Below are 22643 nucleotides of genomic sequence, written 5' to 3' on the forward strand. Positions count from 1 at the left end.
CACCTCTTTAAACGTCTTCCATATGATGTTCAAAAATCCTAATCAATTGGACACAGGACCAGACTCCCACCCCAGTTAGCGTAATAATGAATAAAATTTCAAGAAGGTCCTTTAACATCATCATCACCTCCAAACATTAGAAAATATCTCAAAGTAAGGTCCCAAAAGAACCTTTTTGATCCTTGTCACTTGCATCTTGCCGACCAAGATAACGAAGGACCACAAAAAGTAGTAACCAAATTCCCACAGACCAGATACGGTCACTATTAAAGCTTAAAACCAACATCAGAATCACCCCGTATCTCTTTTTCACTTCTATTATACCATCAAGCGAAAACCTTTTCAAAAACAAGCCACCACCATCTAAAAGCATCAAATCCCTTACCTAACGGCAAGGGATTTGATCAAAGAAAAACTATACAGGTCCTTCTAACCTCTATCTGTGCTTTGTATCTAGAATGATGGTCACTGGACCATCATTAATTAAAGATACCTGCATATCAGCTCCAAAAATACCAGTTTTAACGGGTACTAACTGTGCCAATTTTTGATTAAATTGGTCATAAAATTGGCTAGCCCAATCAGGCTTAGCGGCACCTGTAAAGGCTGGGCGATTTCCTTTTTTAGTATCTGCAAAAAGGGTAAATTGGGAGATAGATAAGATTTCACCATTAATATCTTGCAAAGACAAGTTCATCTTATCATTTTCATCAGAAAAGATCCGCATCTGAACGATTTTTCGAATGGCATAATCCATATCATCTTGCTGATCATCTGGAGCAACACCAACTAGAAGAAGAAAACCTTGTTTGATACTGGCATGATTTTTTCCTTCAATAGCAACAGAGGCTTCTTTAACACGTTGAATGATAATCTTCATCTAGCACCTACCCATTTGTTCGCTTAACAGAATAAACATCTGGAATCACTTTTATCTTATCAACCACTGTTGTGAGACTATCTAAGTTCGGAATCCCAAAAGCAATATGAATATTAGCAAACTTCATATCTTTTGTCGGTTGAGCATTGACAGAAGATACGCTCTTGGTCATATTTGACAAGACTTGCAAGACATCGTTTAAAAGACCAGAACGGTTCAAGCCATAGATGTCAATTTCTGCCATGTAATCCTTACTTGAATGCTGATCATCCCATTCGACTTCGATCAAGCGTTGCTCGTAGCCCTCCTGACTCTTAATATTGTGACAATCAGATCGGTGAATGGCAACCCCACGGCCTTTTGTGATATAGCCTTCAATAGCATCACCAGGGACAGGGTTACAACATTTGGCGATACGCATAAGAAGTCCTGACGCCCCTTGAATAATTACACCGTTTTCACTTCTAACTTTTAAAACATCTTTTTTCTCATGCTTGATTTCGCCACCATTTAGTAACTCATCTGCTTCTGCTTTAGCTTTAGCTCGCTCTTCTTCGCGACGTTCTTTTTCAGTTAATTTGTTGAAAACACTAATAGGGCTAATTTCGCCAAAACCGATAGCCGCGTAAAGTGCTTCTTCATTACGGTAGCTGACCTTAGGTAAAATATCCTCAATATGCTTACGATCAAGGTAGCGATTGGCAACATATCCCTGTTCTTGGAAGTAATCAATCAGCATCTCACGGCCTTTATGTACCGAGAGCTCTTTATCTTGATGCTTAAAGAACTGGCGAATTTTATTTCTGGCCTTATTGGTCTTAACAATGTTAATCCAATCACGGCTTGGACCAAAAGAATTACTGTTGGTGACAATTTCAACAACATCACCTGTTTTTAATTTTGCCGTTAATGGCACCATGCGACCATTTACTTTGGCACCTGTTGCTTTTTCTCCAACTTGGGTATGAATAGCATAAGCAAAATCAATTGGACCTGAATCTTTCGGTAACTCCTGTACAGCACCTGTTGGGGTAAAAACATAGATGCGTTCAGCAAAGATATCTTCTTTAACCGAATCAACAAAATCTTGCGCATCACTAGAGGCATCTTGAAGCTCCACTAATTCCTTAATCCAGTTCATGCCAAGGGCTTGTTCACGTCCGTCAACTTTGCCTTTCATGCCTTTTTTGTAAGCCCAGTGTGCAGCTACCCCATACTCCGCCACTTCATGCATCTCACGGGTACGAATCTGAATCTCAATAGGACCTTTTGGACCATAGACAGTTGTATGGATAGACTGGTAACCATTAGCTTTAGGATTGGCAATATAGTCCTTAAAACGACCAGGCATAGGACGCCACAACTCATGGATGTAGCCCAACATGGCATAAACATCACTTTGAGTCTCCATGATACAACGAATGGCCGTCAGATCAAAGATTTGATCAAACCGTTTTTTCTTATCATGCATTTTACGGTAAATGGAATAAATATGCTTTGGACGACCATAAACATCTCCATGAAGACCTTGTTCTTCGGTATAGGTTTTAATTTTATTGACAATTTCATCCACTAAAGCTTCACGCTCACGACGTTTTTCCGTCATCATGTGGGAAATACGATAAAATTCCTGTTCATTAAGATAGCGAAAAGACAGGTCTTCAAGTTCCCATTTTACACGGCTAATCCCTAGACGATGAGCTAGTGGGGCATAAATTTCTAGCGTTTCACGTGAAATACGTTTTTGCTTGTCTGGGCGTAAATGTTTGAGTGTGCGCATATTATGAAGGCGGTCTGCTAACTTCACCAAAATCACACGAATATCTTGAGACATGGCCATCAACATCTTGCGATGATTTTCTGCTAGCTGCTCCTCATGAGATTTATACTCCACTTTTCCAAGCTTGGTGACGCCATTAACAATCATCCTAACATCTGGACCAAAAGCCTCCTCAATGTCATCTAAAGTATAAGGCGTATCCTCAACCACGTCATGTAAGAAGCCACAAGCCACCGTAACAGCATCTAAATGTAGCTGAGCTAAAATACCAGCAACTTGGATAGGATGGATATAGTAAGGCTCACCAGATTTTCTAAATTGTCCCTCATGGGCCTTTTCTCCGTATTCTAAAGCTTTCTTAACAAAGGCAACATCTTCCTCATTCAGATAAGAGGCTGCAAGTGTCAGAACCTCTTCTCCTGTCAAATTTTTTTCTTTAGGCATCTCTTTCCTCTTTACAATCATCAACTTAAATTATATTGTTCCCATTTTACCATTTTTTAGCCTAAAAATAAAAAAACTTTACCAAAATCAGACAGCAGGTTAAGCTTTAATACCTCACTTCTTCTTGAAAGCCACTGTTAAAAATCCTATAATGGACTTATCATATCTCAATAGAAAAGGAACATTTATGTCAGAAACCCTAACTTATCTTACCAAACTCACTCAAATCCCTTCTCCAACAGGATTTACCAAGGCTATCATGGACTACGTTGAAGCTGAGGTCACTTCCTTAGGTTACAAAGCCAACCGCACCCCAAAAGATGGTCTGCTTGTTACCGTAATGGGAAAAAATGATGATCAGCATCGACTACTAACCGCCCATCTAGACACCTTAGGGGCTATGGTACGTGCCATCAAGCCAGATGGGCGTCTCAAACTTGATTTGATCGGCGGTTTCACCTACAATGCCATAGAAGGTGAAAACTGTACCGTCCATGTTTCTCAAAATGGCAAAACCATATCAGGTACGATTCTCATGCACCAAACTTCTGTTCATGTCTATAAGGATGCTGGGACTGCTGAACGCAATCAGACCAATATGGAAGTCCGACTAGATGAAAAAGTCACCTCTGCTGAAGAAACACGCGCACTTGGCATCCAGGTCGGAGACTTTATTTCCTTTGATCCAAGAACTCAGATTACCCCAACTGGTTTTATCAAATCACGTCACCTAGATGACAAAGTTTCGGCAGCCATCCTTTTAAACCTCCTAAGACAATACCAGCATAATCAAGTGAAACTCCCCTATACAACCCACTTCTACTTTAGCGCTTTTGAAGAATTAGGACACGGTGCCAACTCTAGTATCCCTGAAAAAACTCTAGAGTATTTAGCTGTCGATATGGGAGCTATAGGAGATGACCAACAAACAGACGAATACACCGTCTCTATCTGTGTCAAAGATGCTTCTGGACCTTACCACTATGGCCTCCGCCAACACATCGTCCAACTAGCAGAAGCACACCAAATTCCCTACAAATTAGACATCTACCCTTACTATGGTTCAGATGCCTCGGCTGCTATGCGAGCTGGAGCAGAGGTACGCCACGCACTTTTAGGTGCAGGCATTGAAGCTAGCCATGCCTATGAACGCACCCATACAGACTCCATCGAAGCTACCGAAAAACTCATCCACGCTTACCTAATGAGTCAGATGTTGGAGTCATAACCACCCGTGAAAACGGGTGGCTTGTACACCGGATATAAGCCGTTTCTCTCCAGCGATGTCTAAAGACGTTCGCTGAACTTCGTTCAGGTTAGTGCTATAATTACTTGACTAATGCCCGTAACAACGGGCTTTTATCTTGTTCTAAAACTGCCATCTGAAAATGGATCTTCATACTCTTTGACACTCAAGAATCAAGTGCAATGTCATTTTTCTCCTGCTCGCGAATGTATTTCGCAACTGTCTTTTCGTTCAGCCCAACGGTACTAACATAGTAGCCTCTGGCCCAAAACTTTCGATTTCCATACTTATATTTTAAATTAGCGTGTTTATCAAATATCCCATAAAATCGGAAATCGAAAGTTTTGGGGGTATCAAGACAAGCATATGAACATGGTCTGGCATCATGTGTCCCTCAATGATTTCCACGCCTTTGTATTGACATAGATGACGGAAAATATCAATTAAGTCCTGTCTAATTTTGTAGTAAATGGATTTTCTCCGGTACTTAGGTGTGAAAACTATGTGATATTTGCACATCCATTTGGTATGTGATAAACTGTAACTGGTTTTAGCCATTTCTTTTTCCTCCTTTATCTAACCTGAACAATTAGATTATAACATGAAAAAGAAATGGAAGCTCAAAGCCTTGTCAGCCACCAGCATAGCTGGTGGTTTTCTTGTTTTTCTCTACGAGAAAAACTGGCTCGAAGCCATAATAGAAAAACCTAGAGAATGGAAAATTGGTCATTCTCTAGGTTTTTGTTAGTTAAATGTTGATTCATATTTTTGGTTGAATAGTTTCTGAAGGTTAATAAAGGGGATTTTTTGAGCCTTAATAATATCTTCAGTTGCAGGATTTAATATGTCTTCAATTTCCTGTAAAGTCTTCCTATTCAGGGATTTTGGCTTTTGTTTATCATCTGGGGAGAAGTATGATATTAGTTTTCCAGTTAAATCAGTATTGTAAAAATAGAGTTCCTTTTGCTTTTCTACTCTTATGTAATATCCTTTATAGTCTTTGGTAAAATATGCATCTTTATTAAGATATATGGTTTGACTATCATCCTCATAAAATTGAACATTTTCAGTATTTGGTTTATCAATGAAGTATGAGTTCTCTAATGCCATGACCAATTCGGGTCTAGCTCCATCTTTTCTAGGCATATGAGTAGCATAATAGACGGAGTATCGAGCTAAATTGTACTGAATATAAATATATATAGATCCAATGAAAACAAAGGACAAACTCAGTATAATTAAAAATTTTTTCATTATAACAACTTTCATCAATTGAGATATAAATAAAGTAAAAATCAATCCATAGTAAATCTAATTCTTTTATATCTGTTACAGAAGAGAGAGGACGTTTTAAAAATTGAAAAAAGTACCCTCTGGCAGTCTGTGTTTCACCGCTATGTAGCAGTTTAGCCGTGATATCTAATAAATCAATACTTTCTTTTTCTTGCTTTGGAAGGATATTGTAATAAGTATAAAGATCTCTAATAATATCTTCTCTTTCCTCCATTTGTTTCTTATCGCCTTGAGTAGCAAAATGAATAGCCTTAGCCTTCAATTGATAGTATCGTTCTGGAACTGGATTTAAAAGTTGTTCTACAGAAACTTGAAAGATTTCTGCTAGATATAAGGCAATGGACACTTTTAGCAGATGCTCTCCTTGCTCAATACGTGCTAATTGTCTTGAACTAACATAAACCTCATCCCCACAGACATCTGCTCGACTAAGCCCCTGCTCTATTCTCAATTTTTTAATACGATTACCGAGTTCTTTTTTTAAGCTATCATCAGTTATCATAAAGACATTATAACAAATTTTGGGTTGTTCTCAAAAAATGTGGACAAAAGTGTCATTTCTCCGATTCCGTATATTTGATAATATGGTTTTACTAGATAAAGGAGGGAATTATCAATGAGATGGTATATATCAGTTATCAGTTGGTATTTTCATTAATATCTGATACCTATAATTAAGAGAAAGGAGGTGGAGAAATGTTAGCAGGTACTCTGGCTTATACTGCTGTTAAAGTAGGTGTCTTCGCTTACTGGGCTTATCGTGCCAATCGTTAAAATTTCTATGGTAACCCATTGAACATAAAAAAAGCTTGAAACTGTCAAGCTTTTTTTATGTTTTAAAAATCAACTTCATCAGGATTTTTCTGAGCTTTAATCCCCTCTAATTGATCTAGCTTTTGGAGTGCTTCTGGACTCAAACTTAGCCCTGATACATCTAGATTAGCCTTGATATTTTCAGGACTACTGGATTTTGGTAAGGGGAGGAAGCCCTTAGCTAAGGACCAAGCCAGCGCCACTTGAGCAACAGAATAACCTGTCGCTTCTGCTAGTTCATGAGCAAGGTTATTTTGAAAAAGAGTCCCTGTCCCAAATGGGCTATAGGCTTCTAATAAAATCTCTTTATCTCTACAGTAAGCTACTAAATCTTCTTGCGGACAACCAGGGGCTAATAAGACTTGATTGACATGAGGGATAACCTTAGCAGTTTTTAAGAGCTCATCTAGATGGCTAATCATAAAGTTAGATACGCCAATAGCTCGCACTTTCCCCTCTTGATAAAGCTCCTCCATCGCCGACCAGACCTCTGCATTACGCTTTCTCCAAGCGCCATTTTCTCGCACAGCTTTAGGATTTGGCCAATGAATCAAAACCAAGTCTAGGTAAGTCACCCCTAATTTTTCCATAGATTGCTCAATGGACGCCCGCGCTCCCTTGGCATCTAATTGATCATTCCAAACCTTAGTGGTTAAAAAAATTTCCTCACGTGCTATCGAACTATCTGCTACCGCTTGGCCGACACTCTTTTCATTACCATAAATCTGAGCCGTATCAATGTGACGATAACCCGCTTCAAGAGCATAAGAAACCGCACGATAAGCCTCTTCACCATCTGGAATCTGCCAAGTTCCAAAACCAATCTTAGGGATATTTAAGCCATTAGCTAATTGATAATGATTCATCATCTGACCTCCTTTTGTTTTCTTTCTTCATTATAAAACAATAAAGAAACAAAAACAAAGAAAACCCTTACTTTATCAGAGCTTTCTGTGCAAAATCCCACTGTAGCCTTAAGTAAGATAAGACCATAAAACCGCAAGTAAAATAGCAGGTAGCATATTGGCGACAGGGAGTTTTTTATCCCAAATAATATTAACACCAACACAAAAAATAAGAACAGAACCGATTAAAGATAAGTTGGCAAGTGCCTGTTCTGACATAATAGGTTCAATCAACCGTGCTAAAATAGTAACCGAACCTTGAAAGATAAAAACAGGTAAGGCCGAAAATCCAGCCCCCTTGCCCAAGCTAGTGGTCATAACAAAGATGATAATAAAATCTAGAATACTCTTAATAGCCAGCAAGCGATAATTTCCTGTCAAACCGTCCTCAATGGAGCCGACAATTGCCATAGCCCCAATACAAACGGTTAAAGAAGCTGTCAAAAAAGCATCTAAAAACTGAGAGTCTTGACCATTACCTGATTTTTCTCGAAGCCACATCCCCAATTTTTCAAACCAACCTTCGATATGAAGCAGTTCTCCAATCAAGCTTCCTAAAACTAGACTGACAACAAGAAGCATACTATTTTGGCTAGTTATTTGACCATCAACAACGACCAAGAGCCCCTCTAAACTACCTGAAATCCCTAGAAAAAGAACAGCGAGACCACAGGCCAAAAACAAGCCTGACTGATGGCGGTCTTTCAACAAGTGTCCAAACCAAGAGCCTAAAAAACCTGCTAGGGCAATAGCGATGGTATTGATAATTGTTCCTAAGGCAAACATGGACTACCTCAACAATTCCGTCGCGTAGCTAATGGCAGAAAGAGCATAAAGTGGAGCCGTTTCTGCTCGTAAGATACGCGGACCAAGACCTGTCTTGACCGCTCCTGCTCCTTCAAATGCGGCTACTTCCTCAGGCGACACGCCACCTTCTGGACCGACAATGACAAGGACTGATTGGCCAGCTTCTAAGCCAGATAAGATTTTCACTAGATTGGCTTGTTCGCCCTCTTTGGCGGCCTCTTCGTAGGCTAAAATAATCTGATCAAAGCCTGCCAGCTGAGCTAGGAAATCCGCTTTTTTCTCAAATAATCGAATAGCTGGAATGCGATTGCGTTTGCTTTGTTCGGCTGCACCTTGGGCGATTTTTTCTAACTTTTCTGCTTTTTTGGCTAATTTTTTACCATCCCATTTGACCACAGACCAGTCAGCTGGGAAGGCCCAAAGAGCTGCCATACCTAACTCTGTTGCCTTTTGGGCGACAAATTCGAGCTTGTCTCCCTTGGGAAAGCCCATGGCAATGGTCACGGAAACGGGTAATTCAACATTATCTGCCAATTCTTGGATGACTTCAACAGATTGGCTCTGGCTGTCCACTACCCGTGCCAAGCGTTTGATCCCGTCGTCAAAAACGAGGACAATCTGGTCGTCTGCCTGCAAGCGCATGACAGAAAACATATGCTTGGCTGTATCCTTATCGCCTATCTGAAAAACACCCTGCGGTGCTCTGCCATTGACAAAATACTGCTGCATCCTAGCCTCCAATCACACCTGAGCGGTCAGCGGTTTTCTTGAAGACACAGCAATTCCACTCGCCTTGAATCATGTGGGTTTCGAGGAAGAAACCAGCCGCCTCCGCAGATGCTCGCACCATGTCCCACTTGTCCGCGATGATGCCACTCATAATCAAGTAACCCTCGTCCTTGACCAGACGGTAGGCATCCTCGGTCAGATGGATGAGAATGTCCGCCAAGATATTGGCAACGATAACCTCTGCTTTAATGTCAACGCCACGAAGCAGGTCGCCTGCTGCGACATGAATATTGCTAGTATTGGCATTGAGGTCAATGTTTTCCTGAGCCACACGCACCGCCACTTCATCCAAGTCATAAGCGTAAATCTCCTTAGCACCCAAGAGAGAACTGGCAATAGAGAGAACGCCTGAGCCTGTGCCGACATCGATGACCGTTTCGCCACCACGCAAGACCTGAGAAAGAGCATAGAGGCTCATCTTGGTCGTTGGATGAGTACCCGTACCGAAAGCCATACCTGGATCTAGGCGGATAATCTTCTCACCAGCAGTCGCCTCGTAGTCGGTCCAAGACGGCACAATGGTCAAATCATGGGTAATGCGGGCTGGCTCATAGTATTTCTTCCAGTTGTCCGCCCAGTCTTCCTCTGCCAATTCTTGACTTTCTAGGCTGACCTGACCCGTCTCTAAACCAAAGCCTGTCAAATCCGACAAGCGAGTCGCCAAATCTGCCTTAACTTCCTCAATATCCACAGTATCAGGATAATAGGCCGTAATCGCAATCATATCTGACTGCTCCACCTCGGGATAGAGTTCGCCGAAACGGTCCTCCTGCCCCACATAGTCAGCTGAGTCGCTAATAGCCACCCCCTGACTGCCCGTTTCAATCATGAGATTTGAAACTGCCTCTTCTGCATCACGATGCACGTGAATCGTTAATTCTTGCCATGAGTTCATCATATAATCTATTGAAGGACCTTTTACTGACCGAAAAAATGCCGTAACATCTAGTCCCTATTTCATTCCTTTCTGAATTTTTTAATCAATAAATAACTATTTTGTTCCACCCTATCTCATCGTTAAATTGCCAGCCCATACTCTCTGACAAATCAATTCGTCTCAATACCTCGGATAGGGGTAAAACTCGCCTTCTACCAATTCTCTTCTACCTTTTTCAAAAGCCTCTTGATCCCAAACCAAAGTGAACTCTTGAGCTTCTGGATCTGCTAAAAAATCCATAATGCCATCTAAACCATTTTCAGCAACCGTGTTGAGCTGGCTAGCAAAATAAGCTAAAAACTCTCGTGAAAAGCCTTTTTTAGGGTCAAAAGGTAAGGCTAGGAGATAATCTTCTGTCTCAAAGCGAGACTTATTAGGATTGTAAAAAATGACAAATTCCTCAAGTGCAATGTCCTCCTCAAAGGCATTTCCCTCATCATCTACCATCTCAACCTCAGCTTGATTAGCTACCTCTAAAATAAAACTCACCTCAACAGCATGATTTTTCTTATCCCAATCTATCGCATAATCATAATGAAAATGCTTATCCATTTCTTCTTCTAAAACCGACAAAAAACCAAACTTCGCCATAATAACTTCCTTAATCTATATATGATATAATGATTATACCATTTAAAGAGCAAAAAAACAGGACCATAAAAAACTCCCTTGCTCAAATACTAAGCTGGTAAAGTCCCTTCTAATACCAGCTTCTTTAATTTTTAAAAATTGTTAAAGGAGGACTATGGACACGAATCTTGCTATGCGGATGCGCCCCAAAACCATTGAGGATGTGATTGGGCAAAAACACTTGGTTGGCGAGGGAAAAATCATCCGTCGTATGGTGGAAGCTAATCGCTTAACCTCTATGATTTTATTTGGACCACCAGGGATTGGAAAGACCTCGATTGCCTCAGCTATTGCTGGCACGACCAAATACGCTTTTCGCACTTTTAATGCAACCATTGACAGTAAAAAACGCCTACAAGAGATTGCTGAAGAGGCAAAATTTTCAGGTGGGCTTGTTCTGTTACTAGATGAAATCCATCGGCTAGACAAAACCAAACAGGACTTTTTATTACCCTTACTTGAAAACGGTACTCTAACCATGATTGGGGCTACAACAGAAAATCCATTTTTCTCTGTCACACCAGCTATCCGTAGCCGAGTACAAATCTTTGAACTAGAGCCCTTAAGCAACCAAGACATTACAGAGGCCTTAAACCGTGCCATCTCAGACAAAGAAAATGGACTTAAAGGCAATATTGATCTTGCTCCAGAAGTGATTGATTTTATCGCTACTGCCACTAATGGTGACCTACGTGCTGCCTACAATTCACTAGAATTAGCTGTTCTTTCTACCAAGGAAAGCGATGGCCGTCGCTACATTGATCTAGATGCTGTTCAAAATAGCTTACAACGCTCTTTCATCAGTATGGATAAGTCAGGAGATAGTCACTACGATACCCTATCTGCCTTACAAAAATCCATACGAGGTAGCGATGTCAATGCTAGTCTGCACTATGCTGCACGATTGATTGAGGCTGGGGATTTACCCAGTTTAGCACGCCGACTAATTGTCATCGCCTATGAAGACATTGGTTTAGCCAACCCCGAAGCTCAGATTCACACCGTCACTGCTATGGAGGCGGCACAAAAAATTGGCTTTCCTGAAGCACGAATCTTGATTGCTAATGTCATAATTGACCTCGCTCTCTCACCCAAATCAAACTCAGCCTATCTTGCCATAGATGCCGCACTAGCTGACCTTAGAAAGTCAGGTCATCTTGCTATCCCACGACATCTTAGGGACGGACACTATTCAGGTAGTGAGGAACTCGGCAATGCCAAAGACTACCTTTACCCACATCACTATCCTGAAAAATGGGTTAAACAAGACTACCTTCCTGACAAACTCAAACAAGCCAATTATTTTACCGCTAACGCAACAGGAAAATACGAACGTGCCCTTGGGCTCAATAAAGAACGAATTGATAAACTCTCAAAATAGAAAACGATTGCAAAAAAATCCTGTTTTTGACTTGAAAAATTTTTTGAATATGGTATCATAAAAGTACAGAAAAGAACTGCTGTGGTATACGAATTCACATCTATGTGTTGACCGACTATTTTTTGTATTTTTCGGGAAACGAAGACATCCAACAGCTCGCAAGCCGTCTCACACGGAAGCAGCTTCAGTTGGAGCGAGTTGCCCACCTGCTATGTACGTCGCGGGTTCAATACAAAACGTGAATCATCGGTACCAATACAGCTTTTTTTTATTTCAAAATAAGACTCTGAGGTTGGGAAACTCTCCCAACCTCTTTTTACATCGTAACGTTTTTAGGCCAGCAAAGCTTCTCAAAGCCTGTCTATCCATTCTATGCTATAATAGAAACATGACTAACAAGAATAAATTACTTTTAATTGATGGCTCATCTGTAGCCTTTCGTGCCTTTTTTGCCCTTTACAATCAAATTGATCGTTTTAAAAACAAGAGTGGGCTTCACACCAACGCTATTTACGGCTTCCATCTCATGTTGGATCACATGATGAAACGCATTGAGCCGACACATGTCCTTGTCGCATTTGATGCAGGAAAAACTACCTTTAGGACAGAAATGTTTGCAGACTATAAGGCTGGACGCGCCAAAACACCTAATGAATTTCGTGAGCAATTTCCCTACATTCGAGAAATGCTGACCGCTTTAGGTATCAAATATTATGACCTTGAAAATTACGAAGCTGACGATATCATTGGGACGCTAGACAAAATGGCTGAACGCACAACAACACCATTTGAGGTGACTATTGTCAGTGGGGATAAAGATTTAATCCAGCTGACTGATCAAAATACTGTTGTTGAAATTTCTAAAAAAGGAGTGGCAGAGTTTGAGGAGTTTACACCTGCTTATCTAATGGAAAAAATGGGAATTACCCCTAGCCAATTTATTGACTTAAAAGCTCTCATGGGAGATAAGTCAGATAATATCCCTGGTGTCACCAAGATTGGAGAAAAAACAGGGTTAAAACTACTTCTAGAACATGGCAGTCTAGAAGGCATCTATGAAAATATTGAGCATATGAAGGCTTCTAAAATGAAGGAAAATTTGATCAATGATAAAGAACAAGCCTTTCTCTCAAAAACTCTTGCGACTATTGACACCAAAGCTCCTATCACCATCGGACTTGATGACATCATCTACCAGGGACCAAACCTTGAGGTACTCTCTGCTTTTTATGATGAAATGGACTTCAAGCAATTAAAAGCTGGATTAGGTGGCGCTGGTCAAAAAGAAGTCGAGATCTCCTATACAGAAGTAACCGAATTACAGCCTGAACACTTTAGCGAAAATCAATTTTTCCATTTTGAGATTTTTAACGATAATTACCACCTAGAAGATATTATTGGATTTGCTTGGGGAAATCAAGAAAATATTTATGTTTCCACCAATCGCCAACTACTGACGCACCCTCTTTTTAAGGCTGCCTTAGAAAAACCTGTTAAAACTTATGACTTTAAACGCAGCAAGGTTCTTCTCAGCCACTATGGCATCACCATGCCAACCAGCCTTTTTGATAGCCGTCTTGCTAAGTATCTTCTCTCAACCGTTGAAGACAATGCCATCTCTACTATTTCTAAGCTTTATGGGCAAACCCCTCTGGCTGATGACATTGAAATTTATGGTAAAGGCGTTAAACGTGCTATTCCTGAAAAAGCTGAGCTTTTGAGCCATCTTGCCAAAAAATTACAAGTCTTGATTGAAACAGAAGAACCTATGCGACAAGCACTGGAACAAAACCATCAGCTAGAGCTCCTCTTTGACATGGAATTGCCACTCGCTAATGTCTTAGCAAAAATGGAAATCGCAGGAATCAAGGTTCAACGTGAAACCTTGCAAGCCATGCAGGTGGAAAACCAAGTTGTCATTGACAACCTCACTCAAGAAATCTATGACTTGGCTGGAGAAGAGTTTAACATCAATTCACCAAAACAACTAGGCACCATTCTTTTTGAAAAAATGGCTCTCCCTTTATCAGCCACTAAAAAAACTAAAACAGGCTACTCAACAGCCGTTGACGTCTTAGAACGTCTAGCCTCTGAAGCGCCTATTGTTGCTAAAATTTTAGACTATCGCCAGATTACCAAACTCCAGTCAACCTATATTATTGGCTTACAAGATTACATCTTAGAGGATGGTAAGATCCATACCCGATATGTGCAGGATTTAACCCAAACAGGAAGATTATCTTCCATTGATCCTAACTTACAAAATATTCCTGTTCGCCTAGAACAAGGACGTATGATTCGTAAAGCCTTTCTACCAAGTATGGAAGACAGTGTTTTATTAAGTTCAGACTATTCACAAATTGAGTTACGGGTGTTAGCTCACATCTCTCAAGATGAGCACCTCATCGAAGCCTTCAAGCATGGGGCAGATATTCATACCTCAACTGCCATGCGTGTCTTTGGTATTGATAAGCCAGAAGATGTCACCTCAAATGACCGTCGAAATGCTAAAGCCGTTAACTTTGGTGTAGTGTATGGCATTTCTGACTTTGGCTTAGCTAATAACCTAGGTATCACCAGAAAAGCAGCTAAAGACTACATCGAAACTTATTTTGAACGTTATCCTGGTATCAAAAATTACATGGAAACTGTCGTACGCGAAGCCAAAGACAAAGGCTATGTTGAGACGATCTTTAACCGACGCAGAGAATTGCCAGATATCAACTCCCGCAACTTTAACGTGCGTAGCTTTGCAGAGAGAACAGCTATCAACTCCCCAATCCAAGGGTCTGCCGCAGATATCCTAAAAATTGCGATGATTCAATTAGATCAAGAATTAGAAAAAGCAGGTTATCAAGCACGCATGCTCCTACAAGTACACGATGAAATCGTTCTTGAAGTCCCAAAACAGGAGTTAGAAGCTGTTCAAAAATTAGTCAAAGACACGATGGAATCTGCCATCTCACTATCTGTTCCTCTTATTGTTGACAGCAATAGTGGGGCTAATTGGTACGAAGCCAAGTAAAATCATCATAAAAAAAAGCTGGCATAGCGTCCAACTTCTTAACCCTGAGTTAGTAGCCCTTAAAACAAATGATAAGGGCTACTAACTCTTTTATTTTTTAGTATATTTTTTAACAGCAGGCATGACGATGGAGCCCAGTTTATCAATCGTTTTCATCACCTGTTTAAAAGGCATTCCTCCAAAATCAATCTGAGCCATGTAACGTTGATGACCAAAAGTCTCTGCTTGATAAAGTAATTTTTCAATAACTTCTTGTGAACTTCCTAAGACCATGACATTAGTTAAATCAGAGCTTTGTGCGAAAGCCTCTTTCGCCCAACCTGTCCCATTAGCCTTACGCATCCCTTCATCAACATAAGGATAAAACTCCTTCATTGCTTGCTGCGTCGTCTCCGCAACATAACATAATCCTGTCGTCGCTAAAGGGATTTGCTCTGGCTGATAACCTGCTTCTACAAGGGCTTCTCTATAAGCTTCAATAACATATTGATAATGCTTGATATGACCACCCAGCATGGCCAAAGCCATTGGCACTCCCTGTTGACCTGCCTTGATGGCACTTGGTTTTTGTCCTCCAACAGCACGCCAAATAGGAAGCTTACCTTGAGCGGGACGTGGAAGAATTAAGGCATTGTCTAAAGAAGCGCGATACTCTCCTTGCCAAGTGAGACGTTCTGTTGCATTAAGCTGCAAAAGAAGATCAAATTTTTCTTCAAATAAGGCTTCATAATCCTTTGTATCATAACCTAACAAATCAAACAAACCTGTACGAGAAGCTCGTCCAGCTATGATTTCAGCCCGTCCATGAGAAAGAAGGTCTATGGTAGCAAAATTTTCATAAACACGAACAGGATCTGAAGTTGATAAGATGGTTGCAGCAGAGCCAATTTTAATAGTTTTGGTAGCTTGGGCAATAGCCCCTAAAATAACGGCATGGGCTTGCCCCACAAAATACTTCTGATGACTCTCCCCAATACTGAAAAAATCAAACCCTGCCTCTTCAGCCAACTGGGCTGCCGAGATAATCTGATCTAAGCGCTCTTGGGCTGAAATGCCTTTCCCACTAACACTATCTGGCATATGATCCCCTAAAGAATATAAACCAAACTCCAAGCCAGTTTTATCCTGTTGAATACGAAATGATTCCATTTTCTACCTCTTATACATCACTAATTAGTGATAATATACCCTAAAAAAGACTAGCCGTCAAAAAATTAGCCCATTTGATTACAGAAAATGAAATCCCTTTCAAAATATGCTAAAATATGAGAAAAGGAGGTCTCCTATGACATATCATTTTATCAACCCTAGTCAACCCATCATTGATCATTATCTTAAAAATGCTCAAACCATTGCTATTGTCGGCTTATCTGACCGTACAGACACCGCTGCTTATCGTGTGGCTGCTTATTTAAAAGAAGTTGGCTACACCATTATTCCCATCAATCCTAAATTAGCTGGATCTGAGATTTTGGAAGAAAAAGCTTACGCTAAACTACAAGATGTTCCTATCCATATTGACATCGTTGATGTTTTTAGACGTAGTGAGTTTTTAGCTGATGTCGCACAAGATTTTTTAGAAACCGATGCAGATATCTTTTGGGCGCAGCTAGGCTTAGAAAGCCAAGAAGCCGAAAACATCTTAACGAAAGCCAACCGTACTGCTATTGTCATGAATAAGTGCTTGAAAATTGAACATGCCAATCTAGCAAAAAGGGACGGGAAGTAACTCAACCATTCAAAGAAGAGTTTATCTCCCAGCCCCTGTGCAGTGATCGATTAGATTTGAAGTGTCAAACACGAACAAATCTGCCAACTAACCACCGCTCTGAAATACTTAGGCTAACCTTGATCAAGTCGTGCTGGGCTTTTTACCCAGCCTTTTTCTTAATTCATGATAAAAAACAGCCCGTGCGGTAAGGTAATAAGGTAAAACATAAATAATAGCAAATCCAAAAGTAATCAAAACCAGTAGATACCAGCCTAAAAAACTCAAATGAAGTCGGAAAAATTTAAACTTCTGCTTTCTCATCAAATCTTGACTCTCAGATAAGATTTTTGAGGCATTCTCATAGCTTCCATCTGATAAAGCATCCAATAAGACGTATTCTGCTTGAGAGTAGGCAAAACATTTTATCACGAACAGCACTATTCCAAATAGTTGTAAACCCAGACCAACCAGCACCAAAGCGAGAGCTATCCAAGTTTGAAGTTGTGACCAAATGTCCTGAGAATAGATGACAATTTCACTCAGGGCAGGAATCCCAACAGTGTTGATCATCGTTCCCATTATGGTAAAAAACAACCAAGGTAGTAAGAAAATAAGGCGAACAATAGCCAGCCAGATGACCTTAAAAATGGTATGGTTATCAAAAATCATCACAGCATCTGCTAAAGTAAGACGCTCTTTTTTTCCTCTTAGACTATAGACCAAACTCATGATAACAGAAAGCGTTATTCCCATATTTAAAAGATTAACCAAGATAGGAAATACTGTGTCTGACCAATCCCAGTCTAGCTGTGTCTGGATCTCTTGACGATAGCTAATACTAGAACTAACAAAGATGAGTAAAATTGGTAGTAGAAAAAATAAGTATCTTCCTTTCAATTGTGCTAGATGAAGCCTAGCAACTTGACGCATTTGTTTTAAGGACATAAAAACCTCCTAATGTCTATTATAACATAGGAGATGATAAGTCGACTTAATGACAAAGAGCTTTTTTTTTGATAAAATTGTAGGGCTAAAACGCTCAGAACTGTATTTTCTGACAGCAAAGGAGAAAAAATGACAACTGATTCACCGATTAAATATCGTTTAATCAAAAAAGAAAAACACACTGGTGCACGTTTGGGTGAGATTATCACCCCACATGGCACTTTCCCAACCCCTATGTTTATGCCAGTTGGGACGCAAGCTACCGTTAAAACCCAAAGCCCTGAAGAGCTTAAAGAAATGGGCTCAGGGATTATCTTGGCAAATACCTACCACCTATGGTTACGCCCTGGGGATGAGTTGATTGCCCGTGCTGGTGGGCTCCATAAATTTATGAACTGGGATCAGCCTATTCTAACGGATTCTGGTGGTTTTCAGGTTTATTCTTTAGCTGATACACGCAACATCAGTGAGGAAGGGGTGACCTTTAAAAACCACCTCAACGGTTCTAAGATGTTCCTATCACCAGAAAAAGCGATCTCTATCCAAAATAATCTAGGGTCTGATATCATGATGAGCTTTGATGAGTGTCCACAGTTTTACCAACCTTATGACTATGTCAAAAACTCTATCGAACGGACGAGTCGTTGGGCAGAGCGTGGGCTAAAAGCTCACCGTCGCCCACATGATCAAGGACTTTTTGGAATTGTTCAAGGGGCTGGTTTTGAAGACCTTCGTCGTCAATCTGCGCAAGATCTGGTTAGCATGGACTTTCCAGGTTACTCTATCGGAGGATTAGCTGTGGGAGAAACGCATGATGAGATGAATGCTGTTCTTGACTTTACAACCCCACTCTTACCTGAAAACAAACCTCGTTATCTTATGGGGGTTGGAGCGCCAGACAGCTTAATTGATGCGGTTATTCGTGGCGTTGACATGTTTGATTGCGTCTTACCAACTCGTATCGCTCGTAACGGAACGTGTATGACCAGCCAAGGACGACTCGTTGTTAAAAATGCCCAGTTTGCAGAAGACTTTACACCACTAGATCCAGAGTGTGACTGCTACACTTGTCAAAACTACACTAGAGCTTATATCCGCCACTTGCTCAAGGCAGATGAGACCTTCGGTATTCGCCTAACTAGCTATCATAACCTTTATTTCTTAGTTAATCTGATGAAAAAAGTCCGTCAAGCCATCATGGATGACAATCTGTTGGAATTCCGACAAGATTTCCTTGAAAAATACGGCTATAATCGCTCAAATCGCAATTTCTAACCCATTCTGTATCAAAAACGTCTCAAAAAACTAGGATATTACAATCTATAATTGAGATGTTTTTTATTCAATTCATGATATAATATGAAACAAGATATTACAGTAGTAGAAAGAAGTAAGACTATGGCATTTAATAACTATATCAGTCGATGGTTAAAATCAGCACTATTAGACCGAGCTCATAACCGACAAAAATTAAAAGAAATTTGGGATGCTCCTTCAATCTATATTGAAGTTATGTCTACTTCTTACAATACTGTCCTCCTTGCTCTTACAACTGATAAAAAATCTGTCTATGTTTTTGAGATAGCAAAGGGAGAAATTCTTTATAAAGCAGGTTACCAAAAAACAAATCAAGCACTTACGGGAAGATCTGTTACTATCTCAAAAAAAGTTAGTCAACAAATTCAACTAACTTGTATTTTTGTTCAAGATTTACTAGATCAATCTATCTGGACATTTTAACATCTAAAAGCCTGACCTGAAAGTCTTCGGCTTTTTTATTTATCAAGAAAATGACTAAGGTTTTGACCATTTTTATTATCTTGTCTATTTACTTCAAACATACTATAATAAAATTCATATCATTCTATATTTAGAAAGCGTAGGAATTTCCTATGAATACTAACTTCTTTATTGCCTTTGCATTGACGGCTATTGCAGGTTTGAGTACTGGTATTGGTAGTCTTATTGCCTTTTTAGCCAAAGATACCAATAAAAAATTTCTATCTGTTAGCCTTGGTTTCTCCGCAGGGGTCATGATCTATGTCTCTCTTATTGAGATTTTTCCAACAGCTCAGAGCATTCTCGTTAAAGAATTGGGCGAAAAAGGCGGAGCTTGGTTAAATGCCATAGCTTTTTTCCTAGGCATCTTTCTCATCGCTCTCATCGATAAACTTATCCCATCAGATGAAAACCCTCATGAAATCAAACATCTCAAGGAAGAACAAAAAGATAGCCTCACAGAAGCTAAAGAACACATACAACGCCCTAAAAAGCTAATGCGTATGGGCTTAATGACCGCTCTAGCAATTGGAATCCATAACTTTCCTGAAGGCCTGGCCACTTTTATTTCTGCCATGCAAGATCCTAGCATTGCCATTCCTATTGTCGTCGCCATCGCCATTCATAATATCCCAGAGGGAATAGCTGTTTCTGTTCCTATCTATCAGGCAACTGGTTCAAAAAAAGTTGCCTTTACCTATTCTTTTTTGTCTGGCTTAGCAGAGCCTATCGGAGCTCTTGTCGGATGGTTTCTCCTCATGCCTATTATGAACGATGTCGTTTATGGCATGATTTTCTCAAGCGTAGCTGGGATCATGGTTTTCATCTCTCTAGACGAACTACTTCCTGCCGCCCATGAGTACGGTGAGCATCATTTATCCATTTATGGACTGATTGCAGGTATGATCATCATGGCTATCAGCCTTCTTCTCTTTATTTAACTTATCCACAGGTGCTTTATGAAAATTCTAATTCCAACTGCAAAAGAAATGAAGACAGGAACTCCTCTTTCCTCCCAGCCTCTTTCCAAAGCCAGTCAAGCTGTCTTAGAGGCACTACAGGGTTGTGACGTTTCTGATTTGCAACAACTATATCATTTAAAAGAAACTGCTGCTCAAAAAGAGATGGAACGTTGGCAAGCCATGGTCAAGGGATCTGCCTTGACTTATCCTGCATTGGAGCTTTTTAATGGCCTAATGTATCGGCAAATTGCTTTTGAGCCAACTCCTGAAAATCTAGCATTTATCCACAGATCTATTTTTATCACCTCTTCCTTTTACGGCATCATCAATGCTCTTGAGCCTATCGCAGAACACCGACTAGACTTCCTTAATCCTCTTAAGGTAGATGGAAAAACCTTAAAACAATTTTGGCGAGGGAGCTTCGATGCCTTTGTTTCAGATACGGAACCTATCTTATCCCTTCTTTCTAGTGAGTTTGAAGAGGTTTTCTCTAGTCCTATCCGAAAAAAATTGATTCGCGTCAGCTTTTTTGAAGAAAAAAATGGTCAACTCAAAAAACACTCTACCATTTCAAAAAAAGCAAGAGGACAACTGATTACTCAGATCATTCAAAATAAGATTACAGAGCCCGAGCAATTAAAAACCTTAACCTTTTCTGGTTTTACCTATCAAGAAGATCAATCGGATGCACAACACCTTGTTTACATCAAATCAATCACATAAAAGACTGAAAAATAGAAATAGCTTAGAATCACATCATGAGAAATGTTGATTCTAAGCTATTTTTGATTGTTATAAGTAGTATTTTTGCTTAACCTCTTCTATCACTAAGCAGGGGCAATCTCTTGTTTTTCAACATATAAAAGGCGCAAACCTAGACCAAGCCCGCACGTCAATAAACCTAGAATTAACCCAATCCAGTACGCATAAGGCCCAAGGTCCGTCCATCTATCCAGTAGCAAACCAAAAGGAATGCAAAGTGCCCAATAGCTAACAACACAAATCACAAAAGGAATACGCGTATCCTTATAACCTCGTAAAATGCCTTGTATAGGTGCTGATAGGGCATCTGATAGCTGAAATAATAAACTATACGTCAAAAATCGCGTTACCAAATGGATAAAGTCAGGATCTTTTCCATAAAGAGCTGCAATACCTGCACGATTAAAATATAAAAAAGTTAAGGTGCACACAACAAAAGCCAATCCAGCCAAAAGACCTAATCGCGTATAAGTACGAGCATGGTCATACCGCTTAGCTCCGACCTCAAAGGAAACCATAATAGCCAAAGCCATTGAATTAGATAGGGGAAAAGCATACATCAAACTGGCAAAATTGATAGCAGCTTGGTGAGCCGCTATCACTTCTGTTGAAAATTTCGACATAAAAATTGCGACAATCGCAAAAAAACCAACCTCTGCAAAACTCATCCCTCCAATTGGAAGCCCTAAACGTAAGGCTGAACGACAAGCTTGCCAGTCAAAAGACTCTTTTTCCTGCAGATCATAGCCTCTTAAGTCAGGATGGTACCTTAATACCAAGACCGTTACACCCAATAAAAACCAATAAGCTAGAGCTGTCCCTAAACCTGCTCCTGCTCCTCCTAACTTTGGAAAACCAAACTGACCATAGATAAATAAATAATTCAATCCAGCATTAAAAGGGACAATTAATAGCATCAAATACATGGAAAGACGCGTCAGCCCAAGAGCATCCATAAAGGAGCGACAAACGGTAAATAATAAAAAAGGAAGAATCCCTAAAGCAAGGTAAGTAAGATAAGTAAAAGCCACTTCTTCTACTAAAGATTCTAGACCTAGCAAGGATAAAAGAGGTTTTAAGAAAAGTCCTCCTAAAACAAGTGTGACAAGCGATAATCCTAAGGCAAGATAGATAAACTGATAGAAATCTTTCTTAATCTTTTCTTTTTTTCCACTTCCAAAGTCTTGTCCCACAATTGGAACAAGTACTGAAGCAATACCTGTCAATAGCGTTAAAATCGGTGTCCAAATAGAGCCACCAATAGAAACACCTGCTAAGTGCGACGTCGCATAACGCCCTGTCATCATCGTATCAATAAAAGCTGTTGAATAATTAGCCAACTGATAGACTAAAATCGGTAAAAAAATCTTAAAAAATAAAACAAGTTTTTGCCTAATACTTTCTGTCGTGTACATCATTCTCCCTAAAAATAAAATTGGACACAACTACTGATACTCATGATCAGACGTTGTGTCAACATCTCAGTGGCAGTGGTGGATTGGGTTTAATAGTCCAGTGGACTTATTAAAGATTGGAGATAAGATTTCTCAATTT

Annotated in this window: 22 protein-coding genes and 1 pseudogene; 9 read left to right on the forward strand and 14 right to left on the reverse strand. The window is 40.0% G+C overall.

Features of this window, described 5'->3' with window-relative positions; translation table 11 throughout:
* Positions 1 to 148: 148 nt before the first annotated feature.
* The 3 genes from ACVRWY_RS04620 to ACVRWY_RS04630 form a co-directional block, all read right to left on the reverse strand.
* Positions 149 to 346 carry a hypothetical protein gene (locus ACVRWY_RS04620; RefSeq protein ID WP_354368423.1) on the reverse strand — a complete coding sequence of 66 codons (198 nt, stop codon included), beginning with the start codon at positions 344 to 346 and terminating at the stop codon, positions 149 to 151.
* A gap of 90 nt (positions 347 to 436) precedes the next feature.
* Positions 437 to 880 (reverse strand): D-aminoacyl-tRNA deacylase, encoded by a 444-nt coding sequence (gene dtd, locus ACVRWY_RS04625; RefSeq protein WP_354368421.1) that lies wholly within the window; start codon positions 878 to 880, stop codon positions 437 to 439.
* 7 nt (positions 881 to 887) lie between these two features.
* Positions 888 to 3104, reverse strand: coding sequence for a RelA/SpoT family protein (locus ACVRWY_RS04630; protein WP_354368419.1), 2217 nt, complete (start codon positions 3102 to 3104; stop codon positions 888 to 890).
* A gap of 187 nt (positions 3105 to 3291) precedes the next feature.
* On the opposite strand from ACVRWY_RS04630, the gene ACVRWY_RS04635 reads away from it, so the two are divergent.
* Positions 3292 to 4332, forward strand: coding sequence for a M42 family metallopeptidase (locus tag ACVRWY_RS04635; RefSeq protein ID WP_354368418.1), 1041 nt, complete (start codon positions 3292 to 3294; stop codon positions 4330 to 4332).
* Positions 4333 to 4463: 131 nt separating this feature from the next.
* Here ACVRWY_RS04635 and tnpA read toward each other — a convergent pair.
* Positions 4464 to 4908: pseudogene (tnpA, locus tag ACVRWY_RS04640) on the reverse strand (IS200/IS605 family transposase).
* 43 nt (positions 4909 to 4951) lie between these two features.
* Here tnpA and ACVRWY_RS04645 point away from each other — a divergent pair.
* Entirely contained in the window at positions 4952 to 5098 is a 147-nt protein-coding gene (locus ACVRWY_RS04645; protein ID WP_354368416.1) for a hypothetical protein, read from the forward strand.
* Here the strand turns inward: ACVRWY_RS04645 and ACVRWY_RS04650 are convergent.
* From ACVRWY_RS04650 to ACVRWY_RS04680, 7 genes are all read right to left on the reverse strand, one after another.
* Positions 5095 to 5496 carry a hypothetical protein gene (locus ACVRWY_RS04650; protein ID WP_354368414.1) on the reverse strand — a complete coding sequence of 134 codons (402 nt, stop codon included), beginning with the start codon at positions 5494 to 5496 and terminating at the stop codon, positions 5095 to 5097. The two genes, ACVRWY_RS04645 and ACVRWY_RS04650, sit on opposite strands and share 4 nt — an antisense overlap.
* The gene (locus tag ACVRWY_RS04655; RefSeq protein ID WP_354368412.1) at positions 5489 to 6145 is read right to left on the reverse strand and encodes a helix-turn-helix domain-containing protein; all 657 of its coding nucleotides are present in this window, start codon (positions 6143 to 6145) and stop codon (positions 5489 to 5491) included. Before ACVRWY_RS04655 ends, ACVRWY_RS04650 begins: the two co-directional genes overlap by 8 nt.
* A 334-nt stretch (positions 6146 to 6479) precedes the next feature.
* Complete coding sequence (locus ACVRWY_RS04660) at positions 6480 to 7322, reverse strand: aldo/keto reductase (protein WP_354368465.1); 843 nt, start codon at positions 7320 to 7322, stop codon at positions 6480 to 6482.
* Between the two features lie 108 nt (positions 7323 to 7430).
* Positions 7431 to 8147: a DUF554 domain-containing protein gene (locus ACVRWY_RS04665; RefSeq protein WP_354368410.1), complete on the reverse strand. Its 717-nt coding sequence runs from the start codon at positions 8145 to 8147 to the stop codon at positions 7431 to 7433.
* A gap of 3 nt (positions 8148 to 8150) precedes the next feature.
* A complete protein-coding gene (locus ACVRWY_RS04670; protein ID WP_354368408.1) occupies positions 8151 to 8897 on the reverse strand; it encodes a 16S rRNA (uracil(1498)-N(3))-methyltransferase in 747 nt (248 codons plus the stop codon).
* A gap of 1 nt (position 8898) precedes the next feature.
* Positions 8899 to 9852, reverse strand: a complete 954-nt coding sequence (gene prmA, locus ACVRWY_RS04675; protein ID WP_354368463.1) for a 50S ribosomal protein L11 methyltransferase — start codon at positions 9850 to 9852, stop codon at positions 8899 to 8901.
* Positions 9853 to 10014: 162 nt separating this feature from the next.
* Entirely contained in the window at positions 10015 to 10485 is a 471-nt protein-coding gene (locus ACVRWY_RS04680) for a DUF3013 family protein (RefSeq protein ID WP_354368406.1), read from the reverse strand.
* Positions 10486 to 10639: 154 nt separating this feature from the next.
* On the opposite strand from ACVRWY_RS04680, the gene ACVRWY_RS04685 reads away from it, so the two are divergent.
* Positions 10640 to 11905, forward strand: coding sequence for a replication-associated recombination protein A (locus ACVRWY_RS04685; RefSeq protein ID WP_354368404.1), 1266 nt, complete (start codon positions 10640 to 10642; stop codon positions 11903 to 11905).
* Between the two features lie 388 nt (positions 11906 to 12293).
* Complete coding sequence (gene polA / locus ACVRWY_RS04690; protein ID WP_354368402.1) at positions 12294 to 14930, forward strand: DNA polymerase I; 2637 nt, start codon at positions 12294 to 12296, stop codon at positions 14928 to 14930.
* Between the two features lie 90 nt (positions 14931 to 15020).
* On the opposite strand, the gene ACVRWY_RS04695 is transcribed toward polA, so the two are convergent.
* Positions 15021 to 16079: an LLM class flavin-dependent oxidoreductase gene (locus tag ACVRWY_RS04695; RefSeq protein WP_354368400.1), complete on the reverse strand. Its 1059-nt coding sequence runs from the start codon at positions 16077 to 16079 to the stop codon at positions 15021 to 15023.
* A 136-nt stretch (positions 16080 to 16215) separates the two neighbouring features.
* Between ACVRWY_RS04695 and ACVRWY_RS04700 the strand changes: the two genes are divergently transcribed.
* Positions 16216 to 16659 (forward strand): CoA-binding protein, encoded by a 444-nt coding sequence (locus tag ACVRWY_RS04700; protein ID WP_354368398.1) that lies wholly within the window; start codon positions 16216 to 16218, stop codon positions 16657 to 16659.
* 123 nt (positions 16660 to 16782) lie between these two features.
* Here ACVRWY_RS04700 and ACVRWY_RS04705 read toward each other — a convergent pair whose 3' ends face one another.
* Complete coding sequence (locus ACVRWY_RS04705) at positions 16783 to 17586, reverse strand: DUF975 family protein (protein ID WP_354368396.1); 804 nt, start codon at positions 17584 to 17586, stop codon at positions 16783 to 16785.
* 129 nt (positions 17587 to 17715) lie between these two features.
* On the opposite strand from ACVRWY_RS04705, the gene tgt reads away from it, so the two are divergent.
* From tgt to yaaA, 4 genes are all read left to right on the forward strand, one after another.
* Positions 17716 to 18861 (forward strand): tRNA guanosine(34) transglycosylase Tgt, encoded by a 1146-nt coding sequence (gene tgt / locus ACVRWY_RS04710; RefSeq protein WP_354368394.1) that lies wholly within the window; start codon positions 17716 to 17718, stop codon positions 18859 to 18861.
* An 84-nt stretch (positions 18862 to 18945) separates the two neighbouring features.
* A complete protein-coding gene (locus ACVRWY_RS04715) occupies positions 18946 to 19326 on the forward strand; it encodes a hypothetical protein (RefSeq protein ID WP_354368392.1) in 381 nt (126 codons plus the stop codon).
* Positions 19327 to 19478: 152 nt separating this feature from the next.
* Positions 19479 to 20306, forward strand: coding sequence for a zinc transporter ZupT (gene zupT, locus ACVRWY_RS04720; protein WP_354368390.1), 828 nt, complete (start codon positions 19479 to 19481; stop codon positions 20304 to 20306).
* Between the two features lie 18 nt (positions 20307 to 20324).
* A complete protein-coding gene (yaaA, locus tag ACVRWY_RS04725) occupies positions 20325 to 21050 on the forward strand; it encodes a peroxide stress protein YaaA (protein ID WP_354368388.1) in 726 nt (241 codons plus the stop codon).
* 104 nt (positions 21051 to 21154) lie between these two features.
* Here the strand turns inward: yaaA and ACVRWY_RS04730 are convergent, their stop codons facing one another.
* Positions 21155 to 22504, reverse strand: a complete 1350-nt coding sequence (locus tag ACVRWY_RS04730) for an MATE family efflux transporter (RefSeq protein WP_354368386.1) — start codon at positions 22502 to 22504, stop codon at positions 21155 to 21157.
* Between the last annotated feature and the right edge of the window lie 139 nt (positions 22505 to 22643).

It is taken from the genome of Streptococcus porcorum, from assembly GCF_053203725.1.